Origin of the sequence: Nonomuraea helvata, assembly GCF_039535785.1 — a bacterium.
Classification (GTDB): Bacteria; Actinomycetota; Actinomycetes; order Streptosporangiales; family Streptosporangiaceae; genus Nonomuraea; species Nonomuraea helvata.
Genome location: NZ_BAAAXV010000009.1, coordinates 2062309 through 2081498 on the forward strand (window position 1 = coordinate 2062309; position 19190 = coordinate 2081498).

Consider the following 19190-nt stretch of genomic DNA (forward strand, 5'->3'; position numbering starts at 1 on the left):
AGGGGGAGAGTTGCTGCTCATTCTGAGTGAACCCGGCGACGCCACGGTTCACATGGTCCTGCCCAAGCTGAAAGCCCGGGGAGTGGACGTTCTGTGGTGGGATCCCGGCGAGTATCCGGCCGACGCCCGGCTGACCGCCCGGTTCGACGCGGACGGCGCCCGGCTCGCCCTCGCCAGAGGCGGGGATGTCGTCGACCTCTCCGCGACGACGGCCGTGTGGTACCGACGCCCCGGTGCCCCGCGCGCCGCGGAGCAGGTCACGGCGGCCGATCTGCGGGATCGCGCCGGGGAGCTCTCGGAGTGGTTTCTCGAAGGCTTCTGGGACCTGCTGGACGCGCGATGGCTGCCCGGCAGGGAGCCGGTGCTGCGCCGGGCGCACAACAAGCTGGCCCACCTGGCCCTGGCCCGGCAACTGGGCTTCGCCGTACCACCGACCACGATCACCAACGATCCGTCCGAGCTCGTGCCTGCCTATGAGCGGGCGGGCGGGCGGCTGATCGCGAAACCGATAGAGCACACCGCGTTCCAGATCGACGGCGAGGCGCACACCGTGTACACCACCGTGGTGAACCGGAGGGATCTCGTGGGCCGGAGCCGGATCACCCATGAGCCCACCATCCTGCAGCCGTACGTCGACAAGGCGGTGGAGCTGCGGGTCACGGTGGTCGGGCGCCAGGTCTTCGCCGCCGAGATCGCCTCCCAGGACTCGCCTCGTACGCGGGAGGACTGGCGTCACTACGACTTCGACCGCGCCCGGCACAGCGTGCACCACCTGCCCGATGACGTGGCTCGCCGGTGCGTGGATCTCGTCGCGGCGCTCGGCGTGTCGTTCGGGGCGATCGACCTCATCCTGACTCCCGACGGGGAGTACGTGTTTCTGGAGATCAACCCCAACGGTCAATGGGGCTGGATCGAAGATCTGACCGGCCTGCCCATCAGCACCGCCATCGCTGACTGGCTCACGGCCAAAGAAACGGACGCGCGATGACTCAGTCCTCCCTCGGCCCCGCCCTGGAAAGCGGCGTGAACCTGCTCCGCGGGCTGACCCGGCGGCGCTCCGCGGTGGCGGAGGCACACCGCACCGCCGACGCCTGGGCCACGGCCCACCCTTCGTTCGCCGCCCAACTCGTGGCCAGCCCGCGCCCCGGATCACCCCTGGTCGATTACGACCTGCTGATCGACGACCCGTCGGGCGGCACCATCATGCTCGGCGTCCAGGCCGACGACGGGGCGTCCTGGCTTGTCGACCACGCGACACACTGGGCCGCCAGCCGGCTGCTGACCGTGGACGGGACACCTGTCTCGGTCTCCGAGGCGATGCTCATGCTCCGCTCGCTCACCCGCGCCGGACTGTCGCCGCAGGACGAGCTGGTGCGGTTCTGCCTCCTGCGCAACGCCGCCGCCAAGGAGCAGGTCAGCCTGGACGAGATCCAGGCGGTCGCCGACAGCTTTCGCAAGCGGCGCGGCCTGACCAGCCGGGACGCGATGAAGGAGTGGCTGGACCGGATGGGGCTGAGCGCCGAGGCGTTCCATGACCACATGACCGCGAGCGCGAGGGATCACAAGTTCCGGGCCCGGATGCGCGCGGAGCTCGGTCCCGGGCATCTGGACCGTCATCGTGACCAGTTCGCACGGGTATGGGCGGTCTGGGTGCTTTCGGAGGAGCCGGTCGACGTCGCCGACCTGCACGGCTCACTTGGGGACCGCTGGGACCTGCAGCTGACCCGGGCCAGGACCTGGTCCGGCGGTCTGCCCGCTCCCCTGCGCGAGACGCCGGTCGGAGGCGGTGTCGGACCGGTTTCCCACGACGGTCGCTTTCTGACGGGCTTGATCACCGAACGGCAGGAGGCCACGGCGGACGCGGAAACACTGGAGGCCGCGGGACAGGCCGCCTTCGACCAGTGGCTGGCCGACGCCGCCACGCGAGCGCAGATCACCTGGCATTGGCTTTGATCCGTGGAGGTTCAGGGATGCCGTTCAGCCCCTCGCGCCAGGACGAGGGAGAGCGCGGCGAGGCCGAAGGCGGCCAGCATGATGACGGCCATGGAGACCGTGCCGTCGCCGAGCAGACCCGACAGGGGTGAGGCGGCCGCGCCGAGGATGAACTGGCTGCCGCCGAGCATGCCGGAGGCCGCTCCGGGAGCGTCGTGGCCGAGTGACTGGACGATGGTCGTGGTGGCGGGCAGCGCCGTGCCGAGGCCGGCCACGGTGACGAACAGGCAGGCCCAGGTGGCGGCGACGGAACCGCCGGTCGTGACCAGCGACGCGACCAGGGCCGTCGTACCGGAGCCGGCCACGGCCAGCCCGGCCACGAACAGTGTCTCCGCACGGACGCGGGCGGACAGGCGGCCGAAGAGGACGCTGGAGGCCAGCATGCCGAGGGCGTTGACGGCGAAGACGAGGCTGTACCGCGTGGCCGAGAGGCCGTAGACGTTCTGGAAGACGAACGTCGAGCCGGCGATGTAGGTGAAGAGCGCGGCCCCGGTGCAGGACGCGGCGAGCACGTACCCGACGAGGGCGCGCTGCCTGGCAAGCATCGCGATGGCCTTGACCACGCCGGTCACGCCACCCGATCGTCTGCGGGCGGCAGGCAGGCTCTCCGGCACCCAGGCGAGGAGGCCCGCGATCAGCAGGACGCCGTAGCCCGCCAGCGCGGCGAAGACGAGGCGCCAGGAGCCGACGCCGAGGATGGCCCCGCCGAGCACCGGCGCGGCCACCGGGGCCATGAACACGATCGCGGACAGGGTCGCGAAGCGGCGACCCGCCTCGGGGGTGCCGTGGAAGTGGTCGGTCAGCACGGCCCGGGCGACCACCATGCCCGCCGCCCCGGCGATCCCCTGTAACAGCCGCGCCGCGTCGAAGATCTCGATGCTGGGGGAGGCGGCACAGGCCAGCGACAGCACCGTGAACAGCACGGCGCCGGCCAGCAGGACGCGGCGGCGGCCCACGGCGTCGCTGACCGGGCCCAGGAGGAGCTGCCCCGCGGCGAGCCCGACGAGAAAGGCCGTCAGCGACAGCTGGACCGAGGAGGCCGCGGTGCCGAAGGATCTGGCCAGGCCGGGGAAGCCGGGCACGTACATGTCGATGGCCAGCGGAGCGACTGCGGTGAGGGCCGCGAGCACGAGGATGAGCCGGCCGGTGCGCTTCTGACCGGTGGCCGGAGCCTGGTTCTGGGACATGGGTGTGATCCTCAGCGGTGAAGATTATGCATGGTTCGTGCGAAGAATGACACCACTAGTCATAGATAATCCCTTGGATTAACATCGGCGCTGATCGCCCCCCGGACATATTTGTCAACGTTCAGGGCTCGCTTTTCCCCAGCAGAGGGTTATTCGTTCCACCCCGCCCCGCGCCGCAGCATGCCGCGCTGAAGGAGGACGGATTGCGTACACCCGGCGTGTACCTGCGTAGTATCGGCGTGCATCTGCCACCGGTGGTCACCATCGAGACAGCCGTCGCCGAGGGCCGCTATCCGGCCGACGAGGTGGAGTACTTCCGCCTGCGCGGTGCGGCGGTGGCCGGCGACGTGCCGGCTCCGGAGCTCGCGCTCCGTGCGGCCCGGCACGCGTTCGAGCGCTCCGGCGGGATGTCACCGCGCGACCTGGACCTCATGCTGTACACCGACGTCTGGCACCAGGGGCCGGAGGGCTGGCAGCCGCAGCTCTACCTGCAGCAGCACCTGGTCGGCGGCGACGTCCTGGCGGTCGAGCTGCGGCACGGCTGCTGCGGGCTGTTCAGCGCGCTGCAGCTCACCGCCGGCTACCTGCGGCGGGGCGGCGCCGCGCTGCTGGTCGGCGCCGACAACCACGGCAGCCCGCTGGTCGACCGGTGGCGCATGATGGAGGGGTACGTGGTGGGCGACGCCGGGTGCGCGCTGCTGGTCACCACGGGCACGGGCTTCGCGGAGCTGCGGTCGGTCAACGTGACCGTGCTGCCGGAAGCCGAGGCGGTCAACGACGGCGGCGTGCCGATGTGGCCGCCGGACGCGACCATCGGCCGGCCGCTCGACTTCACCTCCCGTCACCGTGAGTTCCGCAAGCGGCTGCTGGCCCGCGACGGTGCCGGCGTCATGCTGTCGATCCAGTCGACGCTGATGAAGCAGGTCGACCGCACGCTCCAGGAGGCGGGGATCACGCTCGACGAGGTGGCGCGCGTGGCGTTCCCGCACGGGCGCTGGGACAACGTGGAGGAGCGGGTGAGCTGGCTAGGGCTGACCCTGGCCGACACCACCTGGGACTACGGCGCCGGCATCGGCCACCTCGGGGTCAGCGACCAGTTCGTCGCTCTCGACCACCTGCTGGCCACCGGGGCGCTGGCTCCCGGCGACTACGTGCTGCTCATCGGGGTGGGCGCCGGCAAGACCTTGGCCTGCGCCGTCCTGCGGATCCTCGACATTCCCGAGGAGTACGGCCTCTGAGAGGGATTGAACTCTCGGATTCGTCCAATTTTCAAACTTTTCACCCAGTCAGAGGGTGTGTGACCACGCGGAGACACTTTTCGGCTGCGCCATGTGGTCATAAAAAATCGCCCGAAACACCGGTGCTCCCCGGCACACTACGTGATGCCGAAATATCGCCTATGCCGTTGGACGGCACGGGCGGCACTCGTACCGACCCGATCGGAGCACGACATCAAGACCTCACAAGACCTCGGGAATCGCCGGCGCTTACCCCTCATCCGCGCGTTCGTCCGGAGCTCCTTCTCCGCCGCCGTCGCCCTCGTCGCCCTCGCCGCCGCCCTTTCCACGAGCGTCGCCGGCGGCGACTTGCGTACGCGCGGTGCGGAGGAGGCGGTGAGCGCCATCGACGCCCGGCCCAACGACGGCTCCGGCTACTGGCCGGACTTCTCGAACACCGGCTACGCCAACACGCCGGCCAACGCCGGAGGTCTGGGGCTGGGCGCGTACCCGGGCAAGCTCACCGACTACGCGGCGGGCATGAGCGCCGACAAACCGCTGAGGCTCGAGTTCCCGGACAACAGCGTCATCTCCTACAAGCGCTTCCTCGGCCTGAAGGTGCTGATCTACGGCGACAACCTCACGTTCGTCGGCTGCCTGTTCGAGGGCACCGACCCCAACGACAACCTCGTCCAGATCTACTCGGACAACAACATCAAGTTCCTCTACTCGACGTTCAAGCCGAGCTCGTACGCGATGCCGCCCGGCAACGACGGCACCGTCTCGTCGTCCCACACCAAGCCTGGCACGCCCTTCGAAGATTCCTGGCAGCTCGCCACGACGATGAAGGAAGCCGTGGCCGTCATGGACCACAACGACATCTGGGGCAACGCCGGCATGATCATGGTGACGGGTTTCCCGGACCGCCCGTCGACTTGGACGAACAACTACATCCACGACATGGCCGATACGTCGCACGACGAATACCACCACGACGGCATAGGCCCGCAGAGCGAAGGCAACGGCGGCCCCATGATCGTCCACCACAACACCCTGGCCTCCCTGGGCAACACCAACGGCCTGGCCCTGCAGGGCAGCGGCGTGTACGACCACATCTCGGTCACGGACAACTACGTCTCCGGCTGGGGTTACGCCTTGCACATCGGCGACGTCAACAACGCCACCAACATCACCGTCACCGGCAACGTCTTCTCGGCCGAACTCGAGCAGCTTTACGGCTTCCTGTACGGCAACATCTGGGGCGGTTCGGCGCGTGGCTCCACCTGGCGCGGCAACCTCATCCAGGCCCGTACGGGCGACGACAACAAGCACTACACGACGGCCGACCACGGCAGATACCTGTGGCCGACCGGTGAGACCCACACCACCGACTACACGGGCTGAGCCCTTCCCCGCGTGACGCCCGCCTCGCCGCTCTGCGTGAGCCACTCCGGGCCGGGAAGCGGCGAGGCCTCAGAGAATGAACGTGAACAGTGGCGAGCCCGGGGGGATGCGCTCCACCGTGAGCGGGCCGGCCTTCATCCGGAACAGGAGACTGTCGAGGTCGCCGGCCCGCTCGAGCTCGATGCCGACCAGCGCCGGGCCCGTTTCGCGGTTGTTCTTCTTGACGTACTCGAAGGCGATGATGTCCTCGCCCTCTCCCAGAACCTCGTCCAGGAAGTGCCGCAGGGCACCCGGGCGCTGCGGGAAGGTCACCAGGAAGTAGTGCCGCAGCCCGATGTGCACAAGCGAGCGCTCCAGCACCTCGTTGTACCGGCTGACGTCGTTGTTGCCGCCCGACACCACGCACACCACCGGCCCGCCGGAGGCGTACGGCAAGAGCTCGCGGGCCGCGGCACCCGCGAGAGCTCCGGCGGGTTCTGCGATGATGCCGTCGGTCTGGTAGAGATCCAGCATCTCGGTGCACACAGCACCCTCATCGACCGCGATGACCTCGTCGACCAGATCCTTGACCAGGGGGAACGTGGCGTCTCCCACTCTTCCGACGGCGGCGCCGTCCACGAAGGTGTCCAACTCGGGCAGGGCGAGAGGCCCGCCGTGATCGAGGGCCGCGCGCATGCTGGCCGCTCCTGCGGGTTCGGCGCCCACGATGCGGGTGGCAGGTGAGTGCTCGCGCAGCCAGACGGCGATCCCGCTGATCAGGCCGCCTCCACCGACCGGGACGACCACGGTGTGCGGCGCCTCCCCGCACTGCGCCAGGATCTCCAGGCCGACCGTCCCTTGCCCGGCCATCGTCCTGACGTCGTCGAACGGATGCACGTAGACGGCACCGGTGCGTTCGCTGTCGGCGTGCGCGGCGCTGCTCGCCTCGTCGTAGGAGCCGCCGCCGACCACGACCTCCACCCGGTCGCCGCCGAGCGCCGCGATGCGCTCGCGCTTCTGCCGTGGCGTGGTGGACGGGACGTACACCCGCCCACTGATCCCCAGACGGGCGCAGGCGAACGCGACGCCCTGCCCGTGGTTGCCCGCGCTCGCGCAGACCACGCCGCGCCGCCGTTCCTCATCCGTGAGCGAGGCGATCAGGTTGAACGCCCCGCGTACCTTGTAGGAGCGGCAGACCTGCGCGTCCTCGCGTTTGAGCAGCACTTGACCGCCAAGTAGGTCGGACAGCCGCTGGTTCGGCTCGAGTGCGGTGTGGCGTATCACCGGCCGCAGCCGTTCGGCCGCCTGGCTGATCAGCCTGGCGGTGAGGCGGTCGGTCATGCACACTCCTGGCACAGCGGTGGATCAAGGGATGGTGGCGGGGCGTGTCGTAGTGGCGCACGGTCGCAGCCGAACAGACGATCGCCGGGAACGGTGCTCGCCGCCGGTCGAGCACACCGGTCTCAACGACCCCACCAAGCCATGCTATTCCCGCAGCGCCCGCCTCTCAGCCGGGCGGCGCCTGGATCGCCGCCCGGCCTGCCGCTGCCGAATGCTGCCCGACGACCCTCCGGTGATCTTCAAGTCGCACGGGCACCTCGTCCGGGTCATCGTCGTCACGGAGTAGCGAGCGCCTCCGTCGGTGACATCCGCGCGGCGCGTACGGCCGGATAGAAGCCCGCGACGCCGCCGATGATCAGCGTGGCGAAGACGCCGCCGAGCATCGCCCAGAGCGGCACGGTCGCGGGCCAGCCCTGCAAGCCCGCGTAGGCCGCCGTGACGCCGATGCCGAGCAGCACGCCGCCCACGCCGCCGATGGCCGACAGCAGCAGCGACTCGGCCAGGAACTGCACCCTGACCTGGCCGCGCGTGGCCCCCAGCGAGCGGCGCAGGCCGATCTCCGCTCGCCGCTCGAGCACCGAGATGACCATCGTGTTGGCCACGCCCACGCCGCCCACCAGCAGCGCGACGCCGCCGAGGCCGAGCAGGAGCGCGTTCAGCGTGGCGTCGGTGGCCTGCTTGGCGGCCAGCACGTCCGACGGTCTGGAGACCTCGACCTCGTTGGGCTTCTCGGGGTTCGCGGTCGCGGCGAGCACGTCGCGCACGGCGACGACGGACGCCTCCTGTGCCCTGGTGTAGATCGTGGTCGGGTAGCCGTCGAAGCCGAGCCGCTCCTCGGCGACCGGCCAGCCGACCAGGGCGGCCGTGTCCAGTTCGGGGGCGAGTGGCGCGGGTGCGAGCACGCCCACGACGGTGAACCACCGCCCGCCCAGCCACACGCGCTGGTCCGGGCCGGCCTGGACGACGCCGAGCCGGTCGGCCGCCTTGGCGCCGAGCACGGTCGTCGGGTAGCGATGGGTGGCCTCGTTCAGCCAGGCGCCGCTCGCGACGGTGGCGCCGACGTCCTGGAGCAGGTCGAGCCGGGCGGCGGTGACGGAGAGGCTGCTGGTCTGGGCCGCGGGGATGTGGTCGTTGCGGTACACCTTGGCCGGGGCCGTGCCGGTGGCGGTGACCGCGGTGACAGGCTCGATCTGGCCGATCATGCCTTCGGCCTCCGCGGGCAGGTGCGACGCCTCGCCGAACAGGGACTGGCCGGGCGAGACGGTGAGCAGGTTCGTGCCGAGCGCTTCGAGCTGCCGGTTGAGGTCCTCCTGGCTGGAGGCGGAGATGCCGACGACGCCGAGCATGGCCGCGATGCCGATGGCGATGCCGAGCGCCGACAGGAACACCCGCAGCGGCCTGGCCCGCAGGCCCGCCCCGCCGACCCTGATCACGTCGCGCGGCCGCATGCGGGCCGCTACCAGGGCGGTCACCGCCGTACCCCGTCCACGAGCCCGCTGCGCGTCTCCGGCACGACACAGCCGTCGAGCATCTCGATCTGCCTGGGCAGCGAGGCCGCGATGTCGCGGTCATGGGTGATGACGACCACGGTGGTGCCGCCCGCGTTCAGCTCGCGCAGCAGCTCCATCACGCCGGCTCCGGAGCGGGAGTCGAGGTTGCCGGTCGGCTCGTCGGCCAGCAGCAGTTTCGGGTCGCCGACGACGGCGCGGGCGATCGCCACGCGCTGCCGCTCGCCGCCGGACAGCTCGTGCGGGCGGTGGCCGAGCCGGTGCCCCAGCCCGACGCGTTCCAGGGCGTCGTACGCGCGCAGCCGCCGCTCCCGCAGGGACGGGCCCGCGTACAGGAGGCCGTCGGCCACGTTGTCCAGCGCGGAGACCCCGGCGGCCAGGTGGAACTGCTGGAAGACGAAGCCGATGACATTCGCGCGCAGCGCGGACAGCTGCTTGTCGGTGAGCGAGCCCACGTCGTGCCCCGCGATGCGGACCAGACCGCCCGAGGGCCGGTCGAGAGTGCCGATCATGTTGAGCATGGTCGACTTGCCCGAGCCCGAGGGGCCGACGATGCTGACGAGCTCGCCGTGGTCGATGGTCATGGAGACCCCGCGGAGTGCGGCGACGTCGCCGTAGTGCTTGCTGACGTCGTGCAGTTCGGCGATCACTTGGGCACCGCCACGGTCATGCCCTCTTGCACGCCGGTGACCTCGACCTGGCCGTCGGCGAACATGCCGGTCTCGACCGCGACGTAGTGGGTGGCGGAACCCTCGACGACCTGCACGCCGTAGCCGCCCTCGGCCAGCGCGAGCAGCGCGCCGACGGGCACGGCCAGGACGCCCTTGCGCTGGTCGGAGACGATCGTGACGTCCACGGGCGCGGAGTCGTACGACTTCTTCAGCCCACTCACGGAGATCTTGACCTCGACCGTGGTGGTGGTGTCGTTGCCGGTGCCGGTCTCGGTGGCGACCTTGCCCACACTGGTGATCCTGCCGTTCACCTCGGTGCCGTCGGGCAGCTCGACGGTGGCCTTCATGCCCTTCCTGACCAGGTGCTCGTCGGCCACGTCGAGGTTTACCAGCACCTCGCGGGCGGTGCCCGTGGCGGTCAGCACGGGGCCGCTCGCCGTGTCGCCGAGCGTCTTCTTCAGCTCGCCGACGCGGATGGGGCCGTCGGCGATCACGACGTCTCCGGGCCGCACCTCGCCGGTGACGTCGAGGCCCAGGTCGTCCTGCCAGTCCTCGACCGCCTCCCTGGTGGCCCAGGTGAACGTGTCGTCCACGTCGAAGCCGGTGTAGCCGAGCGCTTTCAGGTTGCGTTCGAGCAGCTCGACGTCCTTGCCCTCGACGCCGTCCTGCAGGGTGCGGTAGAGGGGCATGGTCCCGTACAGGAGGGGGCGGCGGTCGGCGTCCACGCTGTAGACACCGTGGCCCCGCGTGATGGTGGCGCCCTCGTCGGGCAGCCAGGTGATCGTGCCCTGGGACTTGCCGCTGACGGCCAGGGTGTCGCCATAGCCGAGGGTGCCGTCCACGGTCTCGGTCTCGGTGAGGGTCGTACGGGTCACCTTGGCGGTGGCGGGGGGCGTGCGGACGGCGGCGGCCGTACCGGTGCCGTTGCCGCCGAAACCCAGGGCGGCGGCCGCGACGGCGGCGGCGAGCAGCGCGGCTCCTCCCGTCCACGCCAGCGTCCGCAGCGGGCGGCGCCGGCGTGGCGGTAAGGCACGCGCGGCGAGGGACGGCTCTTTGACCTGCGTCACTTGCTCCCTCCCAGCCACGGGAAGTTCTTGCCGCAGATCTCGAACGCCTTCTGGAACTTCGGGTCGTCGCGCTTGAAGTTGCGCACGGTGCCGCTGGCGAGAGTGCCGTCGGGGTTCGGGTCGGGCATGTCGACGCCATTGTCGCGCATGCACTTGGCGAACTCGCGCAGCTGCTCGACGTCCTCCGGCTTGGTGTTCTTGCGGTCCATGAACGGTGCGTAGGCCTTGCAGGCCCGCGCGGCGTCCTTGACCTTCTTCTTGTCGGCGTTCTCGCCGATGGCGGTGAGGCCGCCGCCCTTCTTCGCCGGGTCAGGGTCGTCCATGGGGATCCCGTGGTCGCGCATGCACTGCGCGAACTTCCTACCCTGCTCCTGCGGATCGGCCGTCGCGGTCGCACTGGCGCCGGCGGAGGGCCGCGTGGAAGCGCCCGCGGCCACGGAGGCGACCCCGGTGCCTTTCTGCTGGCTGCCGCAACCGGCCGCCAGAACGGCCAGCAGGGCCGTCGCGATAAGTGTCCTCGTCATGCTCCGAATGTGCCGAGCGCGCCTCAATGCGGGCTGGGAGCCGTCTCAGAGTCAGGTAGGAGGACGCGGAAGGTCGCGCCCTCGCCGGGCCCGGTGTCCACCTCGACGTGGCCGCCGTGGGCGCGGACGATCGCGGAGACGATGGCCAGGCCGAGCCCGGCGCCGCCGTCGGTCCTGGATCTGCCCTGGCCGACGCGGTAGAGGCGGTCGAACAGGTGCGGCACGTGCTCGGCCGGCACGCCGGGCCCGGTGTCCGACACCTCCAGCACGGCCAGCTCGCCCGATCTGCCGACCCTGACGGTGACGGACGCGTCGGAAGGCGTGTGGCCGAGGGCGTTGCCGACAAGGTTGGCGGCCACCTGGCGCAGGCGGGCGTCGTCGCCCATGATCGTCACGGGCGCGAGCAAGCCGTCCAGCCCGGCGAGCCTGACCTGCCGGTCCGGCACGCGTACGCGGGCGTCGCGGATCGTGTCGGCGGCCACCTCCAGCAGGTCCACGGGCCGCCGCTCGAGCGGGCGCTCCTCGTCGAGCTGGGCCAGCGTCAGCAGGTCGTTGACCAGCACGCCCATCCTGGCGGCCTCGTCCTCGATCCTGCGCATCGCCTCACCGGCGTCGCCGCCCCTGCGGTGCAGCTCGGCGAAGCCGCGCACGGAGGTGAGCGGAGTGCGCAGCTCATGGGAGGCGTCGGCGAGGAAGCGCCGCATGCGGGCCTCGGAGTCGGTCCTGGCGGCGATCTCGGCCTGGAGCCGATCGAGCATGACGTTCATGGCGCCGGCCAGGCGGCCGGGCTCGGTGTGCGGGTCGTGGGCGGGCACGCGTCGGGCGAAGTCTCCGCGCGCTATGTGCCCGGCCGTGGCCTCCATCCTGGTCAGCGGGCGCAGGCCGAGGCGTACCAGGGCGTCGGCGGCCAGGCCGAGCAGGAGCAGCACGAACCCGCTTACCACGGCGGCGATGGCGATGGCCGAGGTCTGGGTCTGCTCGAGCTCGGCGAGCGACTGGGCGAAGACCCAGGTGCTGCCGTTGGGCACCGGCACGGCGCGGACCCGCCACGACGGCCCGCTGGTGCCCGGCACGGTGTAGGGGCCGTCGGTCCTGATCTCGTCGAGGACGGGGTCGGGCTGGCCGCGCTCGCCTGACGACTTGAACCGCAGCGTGCCGTCGGGGTTGTAGATCATGACCTGCTGGACGGCGGCGATCCGCTTCGTGAGCACGTCCCAGACGTCGTTCACGATCGGCTTGCGGGGGATCATCTGAACGCCCTTGGCGGTGGCCACCTTGGTGATCTGCTGGAGCTGCTGGTCCACGCGGTCCATCAGGTTGTCGCGGAGGAGCACGATGCCCGCCACGTTGGAGAGCACCAGCCCGAGTGTGGCCAGCCCGAGCACGGCCATGACCAGGCGGGTCCGCAGGGTCCAGGTGGCGGGCCTCACCGCGGGGTCCTGAGCGTGTAGCCGACGCCGCGCACGGTGTGGATGAGCTGCGGCTCCCACTTGTCGATCTTCTTGCGCAGGTAGTAGACGTACGACTCGACGATGCTGGAGTCGCCGTCGAAGTCGTAGCGCCACACGCTGTCGAGGATCTGGGCCTTGCTCACCACCCGGCCCGCGTTGATCAGGAGATATTCGAGCAGGTTGAACTCGGTGGGCGACAGGTCGACCGGCACCCCGGCCCTGCGTACCTCGTGGGCGTGCGGGTCCAGCTCCAGGTCGGCGTAGCGGAGGATCTCGTCCCGTGGCGCCGAGCGGCTGCGGCGCAGGATCGCGCGGATGCGCAGCACCACTTCCTCCAGGCTGAACGGCTTGGCCACGTAGTCGTCGGCGCCCAGCGTGAGCCCCTGCACACGGTCCTCCACCCGGTCGCGCGCGGTCAGGAACAGCACGGGAATGCGCTCCTCCAGCCGCTTGGCGACCTCGAACCCGTCGAAGTCCGCCAGCATCACGTCGAGCACCACGATGTCGGGCTTGAACTCCCTGGCGGCGGTCACCGCCTCCGCGCCCGTCTCCACGGTCCGCACCTCGAACGACACCAGTCGTAACGTCTGCGAGAGCAGGGCGCGGATGTTCGGCTCGTCGTCCACAACGAGCACCCTGGCCGGTCGATCCATGCCTCAAGGTCTACCCGAGCCACTTCAAAGTCGGCTCAAAGCGCTCACTTCGCGAACACCGGCCCGCGCGGTCGCGCGCTGCCGAGCATCGCGATCAATTGCGTTGCCCGGGGCTCTGGCCCGCCGGCCCCGTGGATGCTTTCAGGATCCAGGCCATTGAGCGGCTTCTCAGCCTTCTTTGCTTCGGCACCCAGCCGGCATCGAGCTGATCGGCCTAGCTTGGCTCCCCATGAAAACTCGTTGTTGGGTGAAATGCGCACCCCGCTCACAGCCCTGCTGATCGACTACGGCCCTACGCCCGCACAACCCCCCGCCTCCGCCCGGCCACTGACCGCTGACCTGGCCCCGGCCGACCCGGCCTCCGCCACAGGCAATCCCTCGAAAAGATCGCCAGTGGTCACCGCGGCTCCATCGATGTCAGAAACCGCCACTCCCTCACGCGGCCGAGCCCCATCAAACCCGGCCAGGCGTACACCGTCGACTGGCGCCTGCACGCCACCGACTACATCTTCCCTGAGGGTCACCGCATCGGCCTCGTCCTGGCGGCCAACGACCGCGACTACATCACCACGGACACGGCCGCCGGTTCCATCACCGTGGCCCCCGCCCGCAGCAACCTGACACTGCCCCTCGTCTGGCCATAGTCCCTCCGAACATGACAGGGCGCGGATCTCAGGGGTTCGGGGACGGTAGTCCCCGAACCCGCAGGACCGCATGTGATCTTCCCGCAGAATCTTGAGCGCGCTGGTCGGAGGCCCGGCAGGACGCCATCAGCCGCCCCCGGTCCACGGCTGCCGACCTGCCGCATCGCACCGCAGGCGGCCACCAGCAGTCGCGCAACCCGAAGGTGGGGCGGACCGGGCGACGATGTCATTGCTACGGTCGCTGGACGGAGAGCTGAGACGAGGGCGGTGTACGTGCACGGGATACGGGAGATGGCTGCACGGGCCCCTGGCGGGAGCGTTTCGGCCCCGCCGGTCACGAGGCACTGGTCCATCCCGGCGCGGACGTCGTGCGGCCGAGCAATTCTCTGCCGCGCGCACGTACTACCTCAGAGGCAGCTGGGGCTGATCTATCACCCGTCAAACAGAAAGTCCTGGTCACGTCTACGCGTGACCAGGACCCCACAGGCGACCGGTTTGTGTCCGAGCTCGGTCTCTACCAGAATGCCCAGGCTGACCAGGCGTTTGAGTTTGGCGCGGGTGTTCTCGATGTTCTTGCGCTCCAGGGGAAGGTCTAGGCGCTCGAACCCTCCTGCGTTTCGGGCGTTCGGCGGCATCGAAACGTTCCTCCCCTTGAGGAGACTGTGCTCGTCACGGTATCCGGGACAGCGTTCGGGTCCTTCCAACGTCCGGACGACGCAGGCTCGGAGGACATCCCCATCCGGGGAGTCCTGCGGCTGGAAGCGCGACGTCCGCGACGATACCGAGCAGTGCCTGGCCGGCGGATGCCGCGAGTCACCAGCACGCGCTGTGAGCCCGGGTTGTCGATTACATGCCAGGCCGAATCAACAGCCGGGAGAGCACGATGACGCTCTCGGTCCGGCCGACAGGAGCGGTGGCGCGCACCCGTTGGACAGCCTGTTCCAGGTGCGGGATGTCTCTGGCGAGCATGTGGACGACTGCGTCGGCGGCGCCGGAGACGGTCCAGGCTTCGACGACCTCGGGGATGTCCTCCAGGGCTTGGCGCAGTTCGGCGGGGGTGGGATTGCCGGTGCAGTAGACCTCGAGGAACGCCTCGGTGTGCCAGGCCAACGCCTGTGGATCGACGACAGCGGTGAAACCGCGGATGGCGCCCGTGGCCACCAGTCGGTCGAGACGCCGCTTGGCGGCGGGCGCCGACAATCCGGCCGCCTTTCCGATCTGGGCGTACGTGGCGCGGGCGTTGCGCAACACGCAGCGGATGATCGCTTCGTCGATGGCGTCCATAGCCTCACTCCAGACGTCAGGGGATGCGGCAAAGCGCAACAATTAGCCATACCCCTGCCAACATTGCAAGAAAGCGGTAGCAGATAGAAGCAAATGGCGATTGTTTGCGTTGCCACTGGCACCATAGTCTCCGGCTTGTCCTGATGTCACGTGCCGGGAGCAGAGTTCCGATGACAGCAAACCTGAGCGATGTGGAAGCCTCCGCGCTGGCCGCAGTGGATGAGGCGGCCATCGCCCGGATGTTGCTGGAACTTCTTGCTGTTCCGAGCGTGACGGGAAGTGCCGCGGAGTCCGAGCTTCAGCACCTCCTGGCCCGGCAGCTGGAGCTGATGGATCTTGATGTCGACCTGTGGTCCATGAACCTGCGCGAGCTGCGCGCGCATCCCCGCTTTCCGGGCAGCGAGGCCCCGCGCACGGAGGCGTGGGGCCTGGTAGGCAGCACGCAGCACCGGGGTGACGGGCCCACCCTGGTCCTCCAGGGGCATGTCGACGTCGTCCCTCCCGGGGACCCGGCGCAATGGGAGGGTGACCCGTTCCGCCCGCGGGCCACCGGTGACGTGGTGCACGCCCGAGGAGCGTGCGACATGAAGGCCGGCGTAGTGGCGATACTCGCCGCCCTGGCTGCGATACGGGAGGCGGGCGCAAGGCTGCGCGGCCAAGTGTCGGCACACTTCGTCGTCAGCGAAGAGGACGGAGGGCTCGGAGCGTTCGGCACCCTCGAACGCGGCTACACCGGTGACGCCTGCATCATCACCGAACCGACCAGCGGTGCGCTCATGACCGCGAACGCCGGCGCCCTGACCTTTCGCATCGAAGTACCCGGCCGGGCCACCCACGGCAGCACCCGGTACGTGGGCGTGAGCGCTATCGACGCTTACCTGCCCATCCACCGCGCACTCGCCCGTCTGGAAGCCCGCCGCAACGTCGGCGCCGACCCGCTCATGTCCGAATACCCCATCCCCTACCCGCTGTCCGTCGGCACCGTCCATGCCGGCGATTGGGCCAGTAGCGTGCCCGACCTGCTGATGGCCGAGGGAAGACTGGGTGTCCGGCTGGACGAGGATCCGGCCCAGGCACGCACCGAACTGGAGGCTTGTGTGGCCGAAGCCTGCGCGGACGACCCGTGGCTGCGCTCCCACCCCGCCAGGGTGACGTGGCCCGGCGGCCAGTTCGCCAGCGGACGGCTGCCGGCCGGGCACCCGCTTGCAGCCCTGGTCGGCGACGCACACGCCGACGTCACCAGCGGCCCACGACTGTCGGAGCGAGGCGCCCCTTACGGCAGTGACCTGCGACTATATTCTGAGGCGGGCATGCCCACGCTGCAGTACGGCCCCGGCGACGTACGCCTCGCACACGGCCCACAGGAACAGGTTCGCGTGGGCGAAGTTGTCACAGTCACCCGGGCACTGGTGCTCGCCACATTGCGCACGGTCGGCGCCAAGTAGTACCGCCACCCCCGCGCGGCTACCGGCCAGCGCTTTTGCGCACGTCAACACCAAGGAACCCTGCGATAGGGCGGTCTGTGGGCCTATGTCCCTGATGCCATAGTGTGATCGGGTGAATCTGTAGCGTTATGCCTAGCTGGTGGGCGTGGACGTGTTCCTGCTGCGCTTCCAGGTGCGGGAGAAGAAGGGCCGATTAGCCGACCCCCGGCCTGGTGGTGCTCGACACTCAGAGCGTGCGCGCCGCGGCCGGCGTCCCGAAGGCCGCGACCGGCCAGGATGCGGCCAAGAAGGTTACCGGGTCGCAAGCGTGGGCTGACCACCGATGTGCTGGGCCTGGTCATCGCGGTGGTGGTCGCGGCAGCTTCGATCCACGACAACGCCATCGGCAACGCGCTGCTGGACCGGGTCGCTGCCGCCACTGCGCCCGGCAGCGTCCGCACCGCTCTGGTCGATCAGGGCTTCAAGAACACGGTGGTCGCCCACGGCGCCGGCCACGGCATCGCCGTGAAGATCGTCGAGCGGAACCCTGCCGAGGCTGGGTTCGTTCCCCAGCCCAAGCGGTGGGTGGTGGAGCAGACCTACGGCACGATGTCCCTGCACCGGCGCCTGGTACGCGACTACGAACACGATCCAGCCAGCTCCGAATCGCGCGTGTACTGGGCGATGACCGACGCGATGACCCGCCGGCTGACCGGCACCTCCACCCCCCACCTGGCGCTCGACGTGAGCACCTCGGACCCCGGCACGTGGCTGCTGAACCGGATCGACGCCCGCGAGAGGGCCCTGACCAGCCAGATCGAACAGACACGAGACCAGATCGAGGAGTTGACCGCGCGCCTACAGGAACTCGACCAGGAGCTCGATCACCTCCGGATCACCCGCAAGACTCTGCTCGTCCTGGCAGCCGAGCCTGATCCGGCACCCCCGCCGCCACCGGCTCCCGTGGCCCCCGATCACCCCGCCTACCAGCCCGACGGTCAACTTGACGATGTCGGCGTCACCTATGTGATGCTGGGGTGCGGAGGTGAATCCGTAGGACGGACCGGTCAGGCCTGCGAAACCGGCGCGAGGCAGAGATGTGAGGATCTGTTGGGCGTCGAGGTCCCGGTCATCGAGCCGGTTCTGTACGTAGTACCAGGTTGGCCAGGTTCCCGATTCCGCATACGGCTGGGCGATCGTGAAAAGCAAAAAAAATCTGGTCGTCGGTCAGCTCGGAATGAAGATCGCTCACGATGCCCTTCTCGCTCGTTGGCCGCGGTGAGACACGTCGCGTTACTCTAACCATCGGCAGGCTGAAGGGCTACGTCACCATCAGGGCCGAGCCGAGGCATCAGTTCCTGACCATTCCTGGCCCCCTGCATCAGATCCACTGAGCCGGATCAGGTCGACCGCCCCGACACCGGACGACGCGTGGTGCGCCTGGTTAGAGACATATAGGAGCGATGGCCCTCGTTTCCGAAGAGGGCCTCGCCGATAACGCTCCTGGCCGAAAAGGGGCCGCCTGGACAGTTACTGTGGCGGTTCTACCGCAGCTCGCGAGCCGCCGCAGTCTCGGATGATTGAGCAGAGTGTGATCACGCAGCCGCTGCACCCGAGCCCGAGCCGGCGCCCCCGCCATGCCCTGCGACGGGTAAGAGGCGCCCGCTGACGGGCACGGACGCCTCTCCTCGTACACCAGGGCCAAACGGGCCGATGGCGGCTCCCACGAGTGGTCCAGTTCCCGCCGAGCCTCTCGGGCCCGGAGAAAACCGGTGCTCCTGTCCCTCATTAAACGCGACGATCACATCGACGCATCGATGACGCGCCGACGGATCCGTGCAGGGGCTGTTCACACATGTGCACCCTTGGCCGTGTCAGGGGCACGATGAGCCGCGTTCCCGTCAGCCGTCCAGGAGCTGCACATCGAGCCGTTCGAGGTGGTCGGGGTCGGCGATGATGTCGATCGCGGTGATCTTCCCGTCGGTGATGGCGAAGTCGAATACAACGTGCGGGTGTCCGGTCGGGGCCCAGACCAGTCCGGGTACGCCGTCGATGAGGGCCGGTCGCGCGGCCTTGGCGCGTCCGGCGAAGTTGCGGGCCACGGCGTGTGCGCCGCGGGCTGCGCCCGCGCCCGACTCCGCGGCGGCGGAGTCGGTGCGCAGTACGGCATCGGAGGCCAGCAATGCGAGCAGTGCGTCAAAGTCGCCGCTGCGTGAGGCGGCCAGGAAAGCTGTGACGAGCTGGCGATGGCGGACGGCGTCGGGTTCGCCGGCCGCTGTTGCTCCCTGCACGCGGCGGCGGGCACGGCTGGCGAGCTGGCGGGCGGCGGCTGGGGTGCGCTCCACAATCGGGCCGATCTCCTCGAACGGCACCGCGAACATGTCGTGCAGCACGAACGCCAGCCGTTCGGCGGGGTTCAGCGTGTCCAAGACCACCAGCAGGGCCAGGCCGACCGAGTCGGCCAGCTCCGCCTGGTGCTCGGGGTCGGCACCGTCCTGGCTGACGCCGTCCTGACCGGGCCCGTCCTGACCGGTGTGGTGGCTGTCCCAAGGGTCCTCGCGGCGGGTGCCACGGGAGCGCAGCATGTTCAGCGACACTCGCGCCACCACCGTGGTGAGCCACCCAGCGAGGTTGTCCACCTCGGCGGCGTCGGTGCGGCTGAGCCGCAGCCACGCCTCCTGCACGGCATCCTCGGCCTCGCTGGCCGAGCCCAGCACCCGCATGGCCACCGCGCGCAGGCGGGGCCGGTGCTCCTCGAACCGCGCCGCCAAGAACTCCTCTTCGTTCACCGATCACACTCTCCCCTCGTACCGTGTCACCCCACTGACCCGCACGGCCACCCCG

Annotated in this window: 18 protein-coding genes; 7 read left to right on the forward strand and 11 right to left on the reverse strand. The window is 69.6% G+C overall.

Annotation, left to right across the window (positions count from 1 at the left end):
* Positions 1-10: 10 nt before the first annotated feature.
* Positions 11-988, forward strand: coding sequence for an MvdC/MvdD family ATP grasp protein (locus ABD830_RS43005; protein WP_345000347.1), 978 nt, complete (start codon positions 11-13; stop codon positions 986-988).
* On the forward strand, positions 985-1953 hold the full coding sequence (locus ABD830_RS43010; RefSeq protein ID WP_345000350.1) for a TIGR04500 family putative peptide maturation system protein: 969 nt from the start codon (positions 985-987) through the stop codon (positions 1951-1953). The genes ABD830_RS43005 and ABD830_RS43010 overlap by 4 nt, the downstream gene beginning before the upstream one ends.
* An 11-nt stretch (positions 1954-1964) precedes the next feature.
* On the opposite strand, the gene ABD830_RS43015 is transcribed toward ABD830_RS43010, so the two are convergent.
* On the reverse strand, positions 1965-3179 hold the full coding sequence (locus tag ABD830_RS43015) for a multidrug effflux MFS transporter (RefSeq protein WP_345000352.1): 1215 nt from the start codon (positions 3177-3179) through the stop codon (positions 1965-1967).
* A gap of 203 nt (positions 3180-3382) precedes the next feature.
* Here ABD830_RS43015 and ABD830_RS43020 point away from each other — a divergent pair, with 203 nt between their 5' ends.
* Positions 3383-4417 (forward strand): ketoacyl-ACP synthase III family protein, encoded by a 1035-nt coding sequence (locus tag ABD830_RS43020; RefSeq protein WP_345000354.1) that lies wholly within the window; start codon positions 3383-3385, stop codon positions 4415-4417.
* 144 nt (positions 4418-4561) lie between these two features.
* Positions 4562-5800, forward strand: coding sequence for a hypothetical protein (locus ABD830_RS43025; RefSeq protein WP_345000356.1), 1239 nt, complete (start codon positions 4562-4564; stop codon positions 5798-5800).
* Between the two features lie 69 nt (positions 5801-5869).
* Here ABD830_RS43025 and ilvA read toward each other — a convergent pair whose 3' ends face one another.
* The 7 genes from ilvA to ABD830_RS43060 all read right to left on the reverse strand — a co-directional run bounded on the left by ilvA (position 5870) and on the right by ABD830_RS43060 (position 12994).
* Positions 5870-7120 (reverse strand): threonine ammonia-lyase IlvA, encoded by a 1251-nt coding sequence (gene ilvA, locus ABD830_RS43030; RefSeq protein ID WP_345000358.1) that lies wholly within the window; start codon positions 7118-7120, stop codon positions 5870-5872.
* 275 nt (positions 7121-7395) lie between these two features.
* Positions 7396-8592, reverse strand: a complete 1197-nt coding sequence (locus ABD830_RS43035; RefSeq protein ID WP_378521122.1) for an ABC transporter permease — start codon at positions 8590-8592, stop codon at positions 7396-7398.
* Positions 8589-9275 carry an ABC transporter ATP-binding protein gene (locus ABD830_RS43040; RefSeq protein WP_345002241.1) on the reverse strand — a complete coding sequence of 229 codons (687 nt, stop codon included), beginning with the start codon at positions 9273-9275 and terminating at the stop codon, positions 8589-8591. Before ABD830_RS43040 ends, ABD830_RS43035 begins: the two co-directional genes overlap by 4 nt.
* Entirely contained in the window at positions 9275-10366 is a 1092-nt protein-coding gene (locus ABD830_RS43045; protein ID WP_345000360.1) for a peptidoglycan-binding protein, read from the reverse strand. The genes ABD830_RS43040 and ABD830_RS43045 overlap by 1 nt, the downstream gene beginning before the upstream one ends.
* Positions 10363-10890 carry a hypothetical protein gene (locus tag ABD830_RS43050; RefSeq protein ID WP_345000362.1) on the reverse strand — a complete coding sequence of 176 codons (528 nt, stop codon included), beginning with the start codon at positions 10888-10890 and terminating at the stop codon, positions 10363-10365. The genes ABD830_RS43045 and ABD830_RS43050 overlap by 4 nt, the downstream gene beginning before the upstream one ends.
* A 23-nt stretch (positions 10891-10913) precedes the next feature.
* Complete coding sequence (locus tag ABD830_RS43055) at positions 10914-12320, reverse strand: sensor histidine kinase (RefSeq protein ID WP_345000364.1); 1407 nt, start codon at positions 12318-12320, stop codon at positions 10914-10916.
* Positions 12317-12994 (reverse strand): response regulator transcription factor, encoded by a 678-nt coding sequence (locus ABD830_RS43060; RefSeq protein WP_345000366.1) that lies wholly within the window; start codon positions 12992-12994, stop codon positions 12317-12319. Before ABD830_RS43060 ends, ABD830_RS43055 begins: the two co-directional genes overlap by 4 nt.
* A 410-nt stretch (positions 12995-13404) precedes the next feature.
* Here ABD830_RS43060 and ABD830_RS54495 point away from each other — a divergent pair, with 410 nt between their 5' ends.
* Entirely contained in the window at positions 13405-13638 is a 234-nt protein-coding gene (locus ABD830_RS54495) for a CocE/NonD family hydrolase C-terminal non-catalytic domain-containing protein (protein WP_378521128.1), read from the forward strand.
* A 431-nt stretch (positions 13639-14069) separates the two neighbouring features.
* Here the strand turns inward: ABD830_RS54495 and ABD830_RS43065 are convergent, their stop codons facing one another.
* Both ABD830_RS43065 and ABD830_RS43070 read right to left on the reverse strand, forming a co-directional pair.
* Positions 14070-14273 (reverse strand): hypothetical protein, encoded by a 204-nt coding sequence (locus tag ABD830_RS43065; RefSeq protein WP_345000368.1) that lies wholly within the window; start codon positions 14271-14273, stop codon positions 14070-14072.
* A gap of 211 nt (positions 14274-14484) precedes the next feature.
* Positions 14485-14922 carry an Lrp/AsnC family transcriptional regulator gene (locus ABD830_RS43070; RefSeq protein WP_345000371.1) on the reverse strand — a complete coding sequence of 146 codons (438 nt, stop codon included), beginning with the start codon at positions 14920-14922 and terminating at the stop codon, positions 14485-14487.
* 170 nt (positions 14923-15092) lie between these two features.
* On the opposite strand from ABD830_RS43070, the gene ABD830_RS43075 reads away from it, so the two are divergent.
* Positions 15093-16367 (forward strand): ArgE/DapE family deacylase, encoded by a 1275-nt coding sequence (locus ABD830_RS43075; protein ID WP_345000373.1) that lies wholly within the window; start codon positions 15093-15095, stop codon positions 16365-16367.
* Between the two features lie 276 nt (positions 16368-16643).
* Positions 16644-17648: a hypothetical protein gene (locus tag ABD830_RS43080; RefSeq protein ID WP_345000375.1), complete on the forward strand. Its 1005-nt coding sequence runs from the start codon at positions 16644-16646 to the stop codon at positions 17646-17648.
* 599 nt (positions 17649-18247) lie between these two features.
* Here the strand turns inward: ABD830_RS43080 and ABD830_RS43085 are convergent.
* Entirely contained in the window at positions 18248-19135 is an 888-nt protein-coding gene (locus ABD830_RS43085) for a sigma-70 family RNA polymerase sigma factor (protein ID WP_345000377.1), read from the reverse strand.
* Positions 19136-19190 lie beyond the last annotated feature (55 nt).

Bases quoted from the DNA above. Each gene is read 5' to 3' on its own strand.
- ABD830_RS43050 (WP_345000362.1), bottom strand. From the start codon at position 10,890: ATGACGAGGACACTTATCGCGACGGCCCTGCTGGCCGTTCTGGCGGCC.
- ABD830_RS43065 (WP_345000368.1), bottom strand. From the start codon at position 14,273: ATGCCGCCGAACGCCCGAAACGCAGGAGGGTTCGAGCGCCTAGACCTT.
- ABD830_RS43015 (WP_345000352.1), bottom strand. From the start codon at position 3,179: ATGTCCCAGAACCAGGCTCCGGCCACCGGTCAGAAGCGCACCGGCCGG.
- ABD830_RS43080 (WP_345000375.1), top strand. From the start codon at position 16,644: ATGCGGCCAAGAAGGTTACCGGGTCGCAAGCGTGGGCTGACCACCGAT.
- ABD830_RS43070 (WP_345000371.1), bottom strand. From the start codon at position 14,922: ATGGACGCCATCGACGAAGCGATCATCCGCTGCGTGTTGCGCAACGCC.
- ABD830_RS43060 (WP_345000366.1), bottom strand. From the start codon at position 12,994: ATGGATCGACCGGCCAGGGTGCTCGTTGTGGACGACGAGCCGAACATC.
- ilvA (WP_345000358.1), bottom strand. From the start codon at position 7,120: ATGACCGACCGCCTCACCGCCAGGCTGATCAGCCAGGCGGCCGAACGG.
- ABD830_RS43075 (WP_345000373.1), top strand. From the start codon at position 15,093: ATGACAGCAAACCTGAGCGATGTGGAAGCCTCCGCGCTGGCCGCAGTG.
- ABD830_RS43010 (WP_345000350.1), top strand. From the start codon at position 985: ATGACTCAGTCCTCCCTCGGCCCCGCCCTGGAAAGCGGCGTGAACCTG.
- ABD830_RS43025 (WP_345000356.1), top strand. From the start codon at position 4,562: ATGCCGAAATATCGCCTATGCCGTTGGACGGCACGGGCGGCACTCGTA.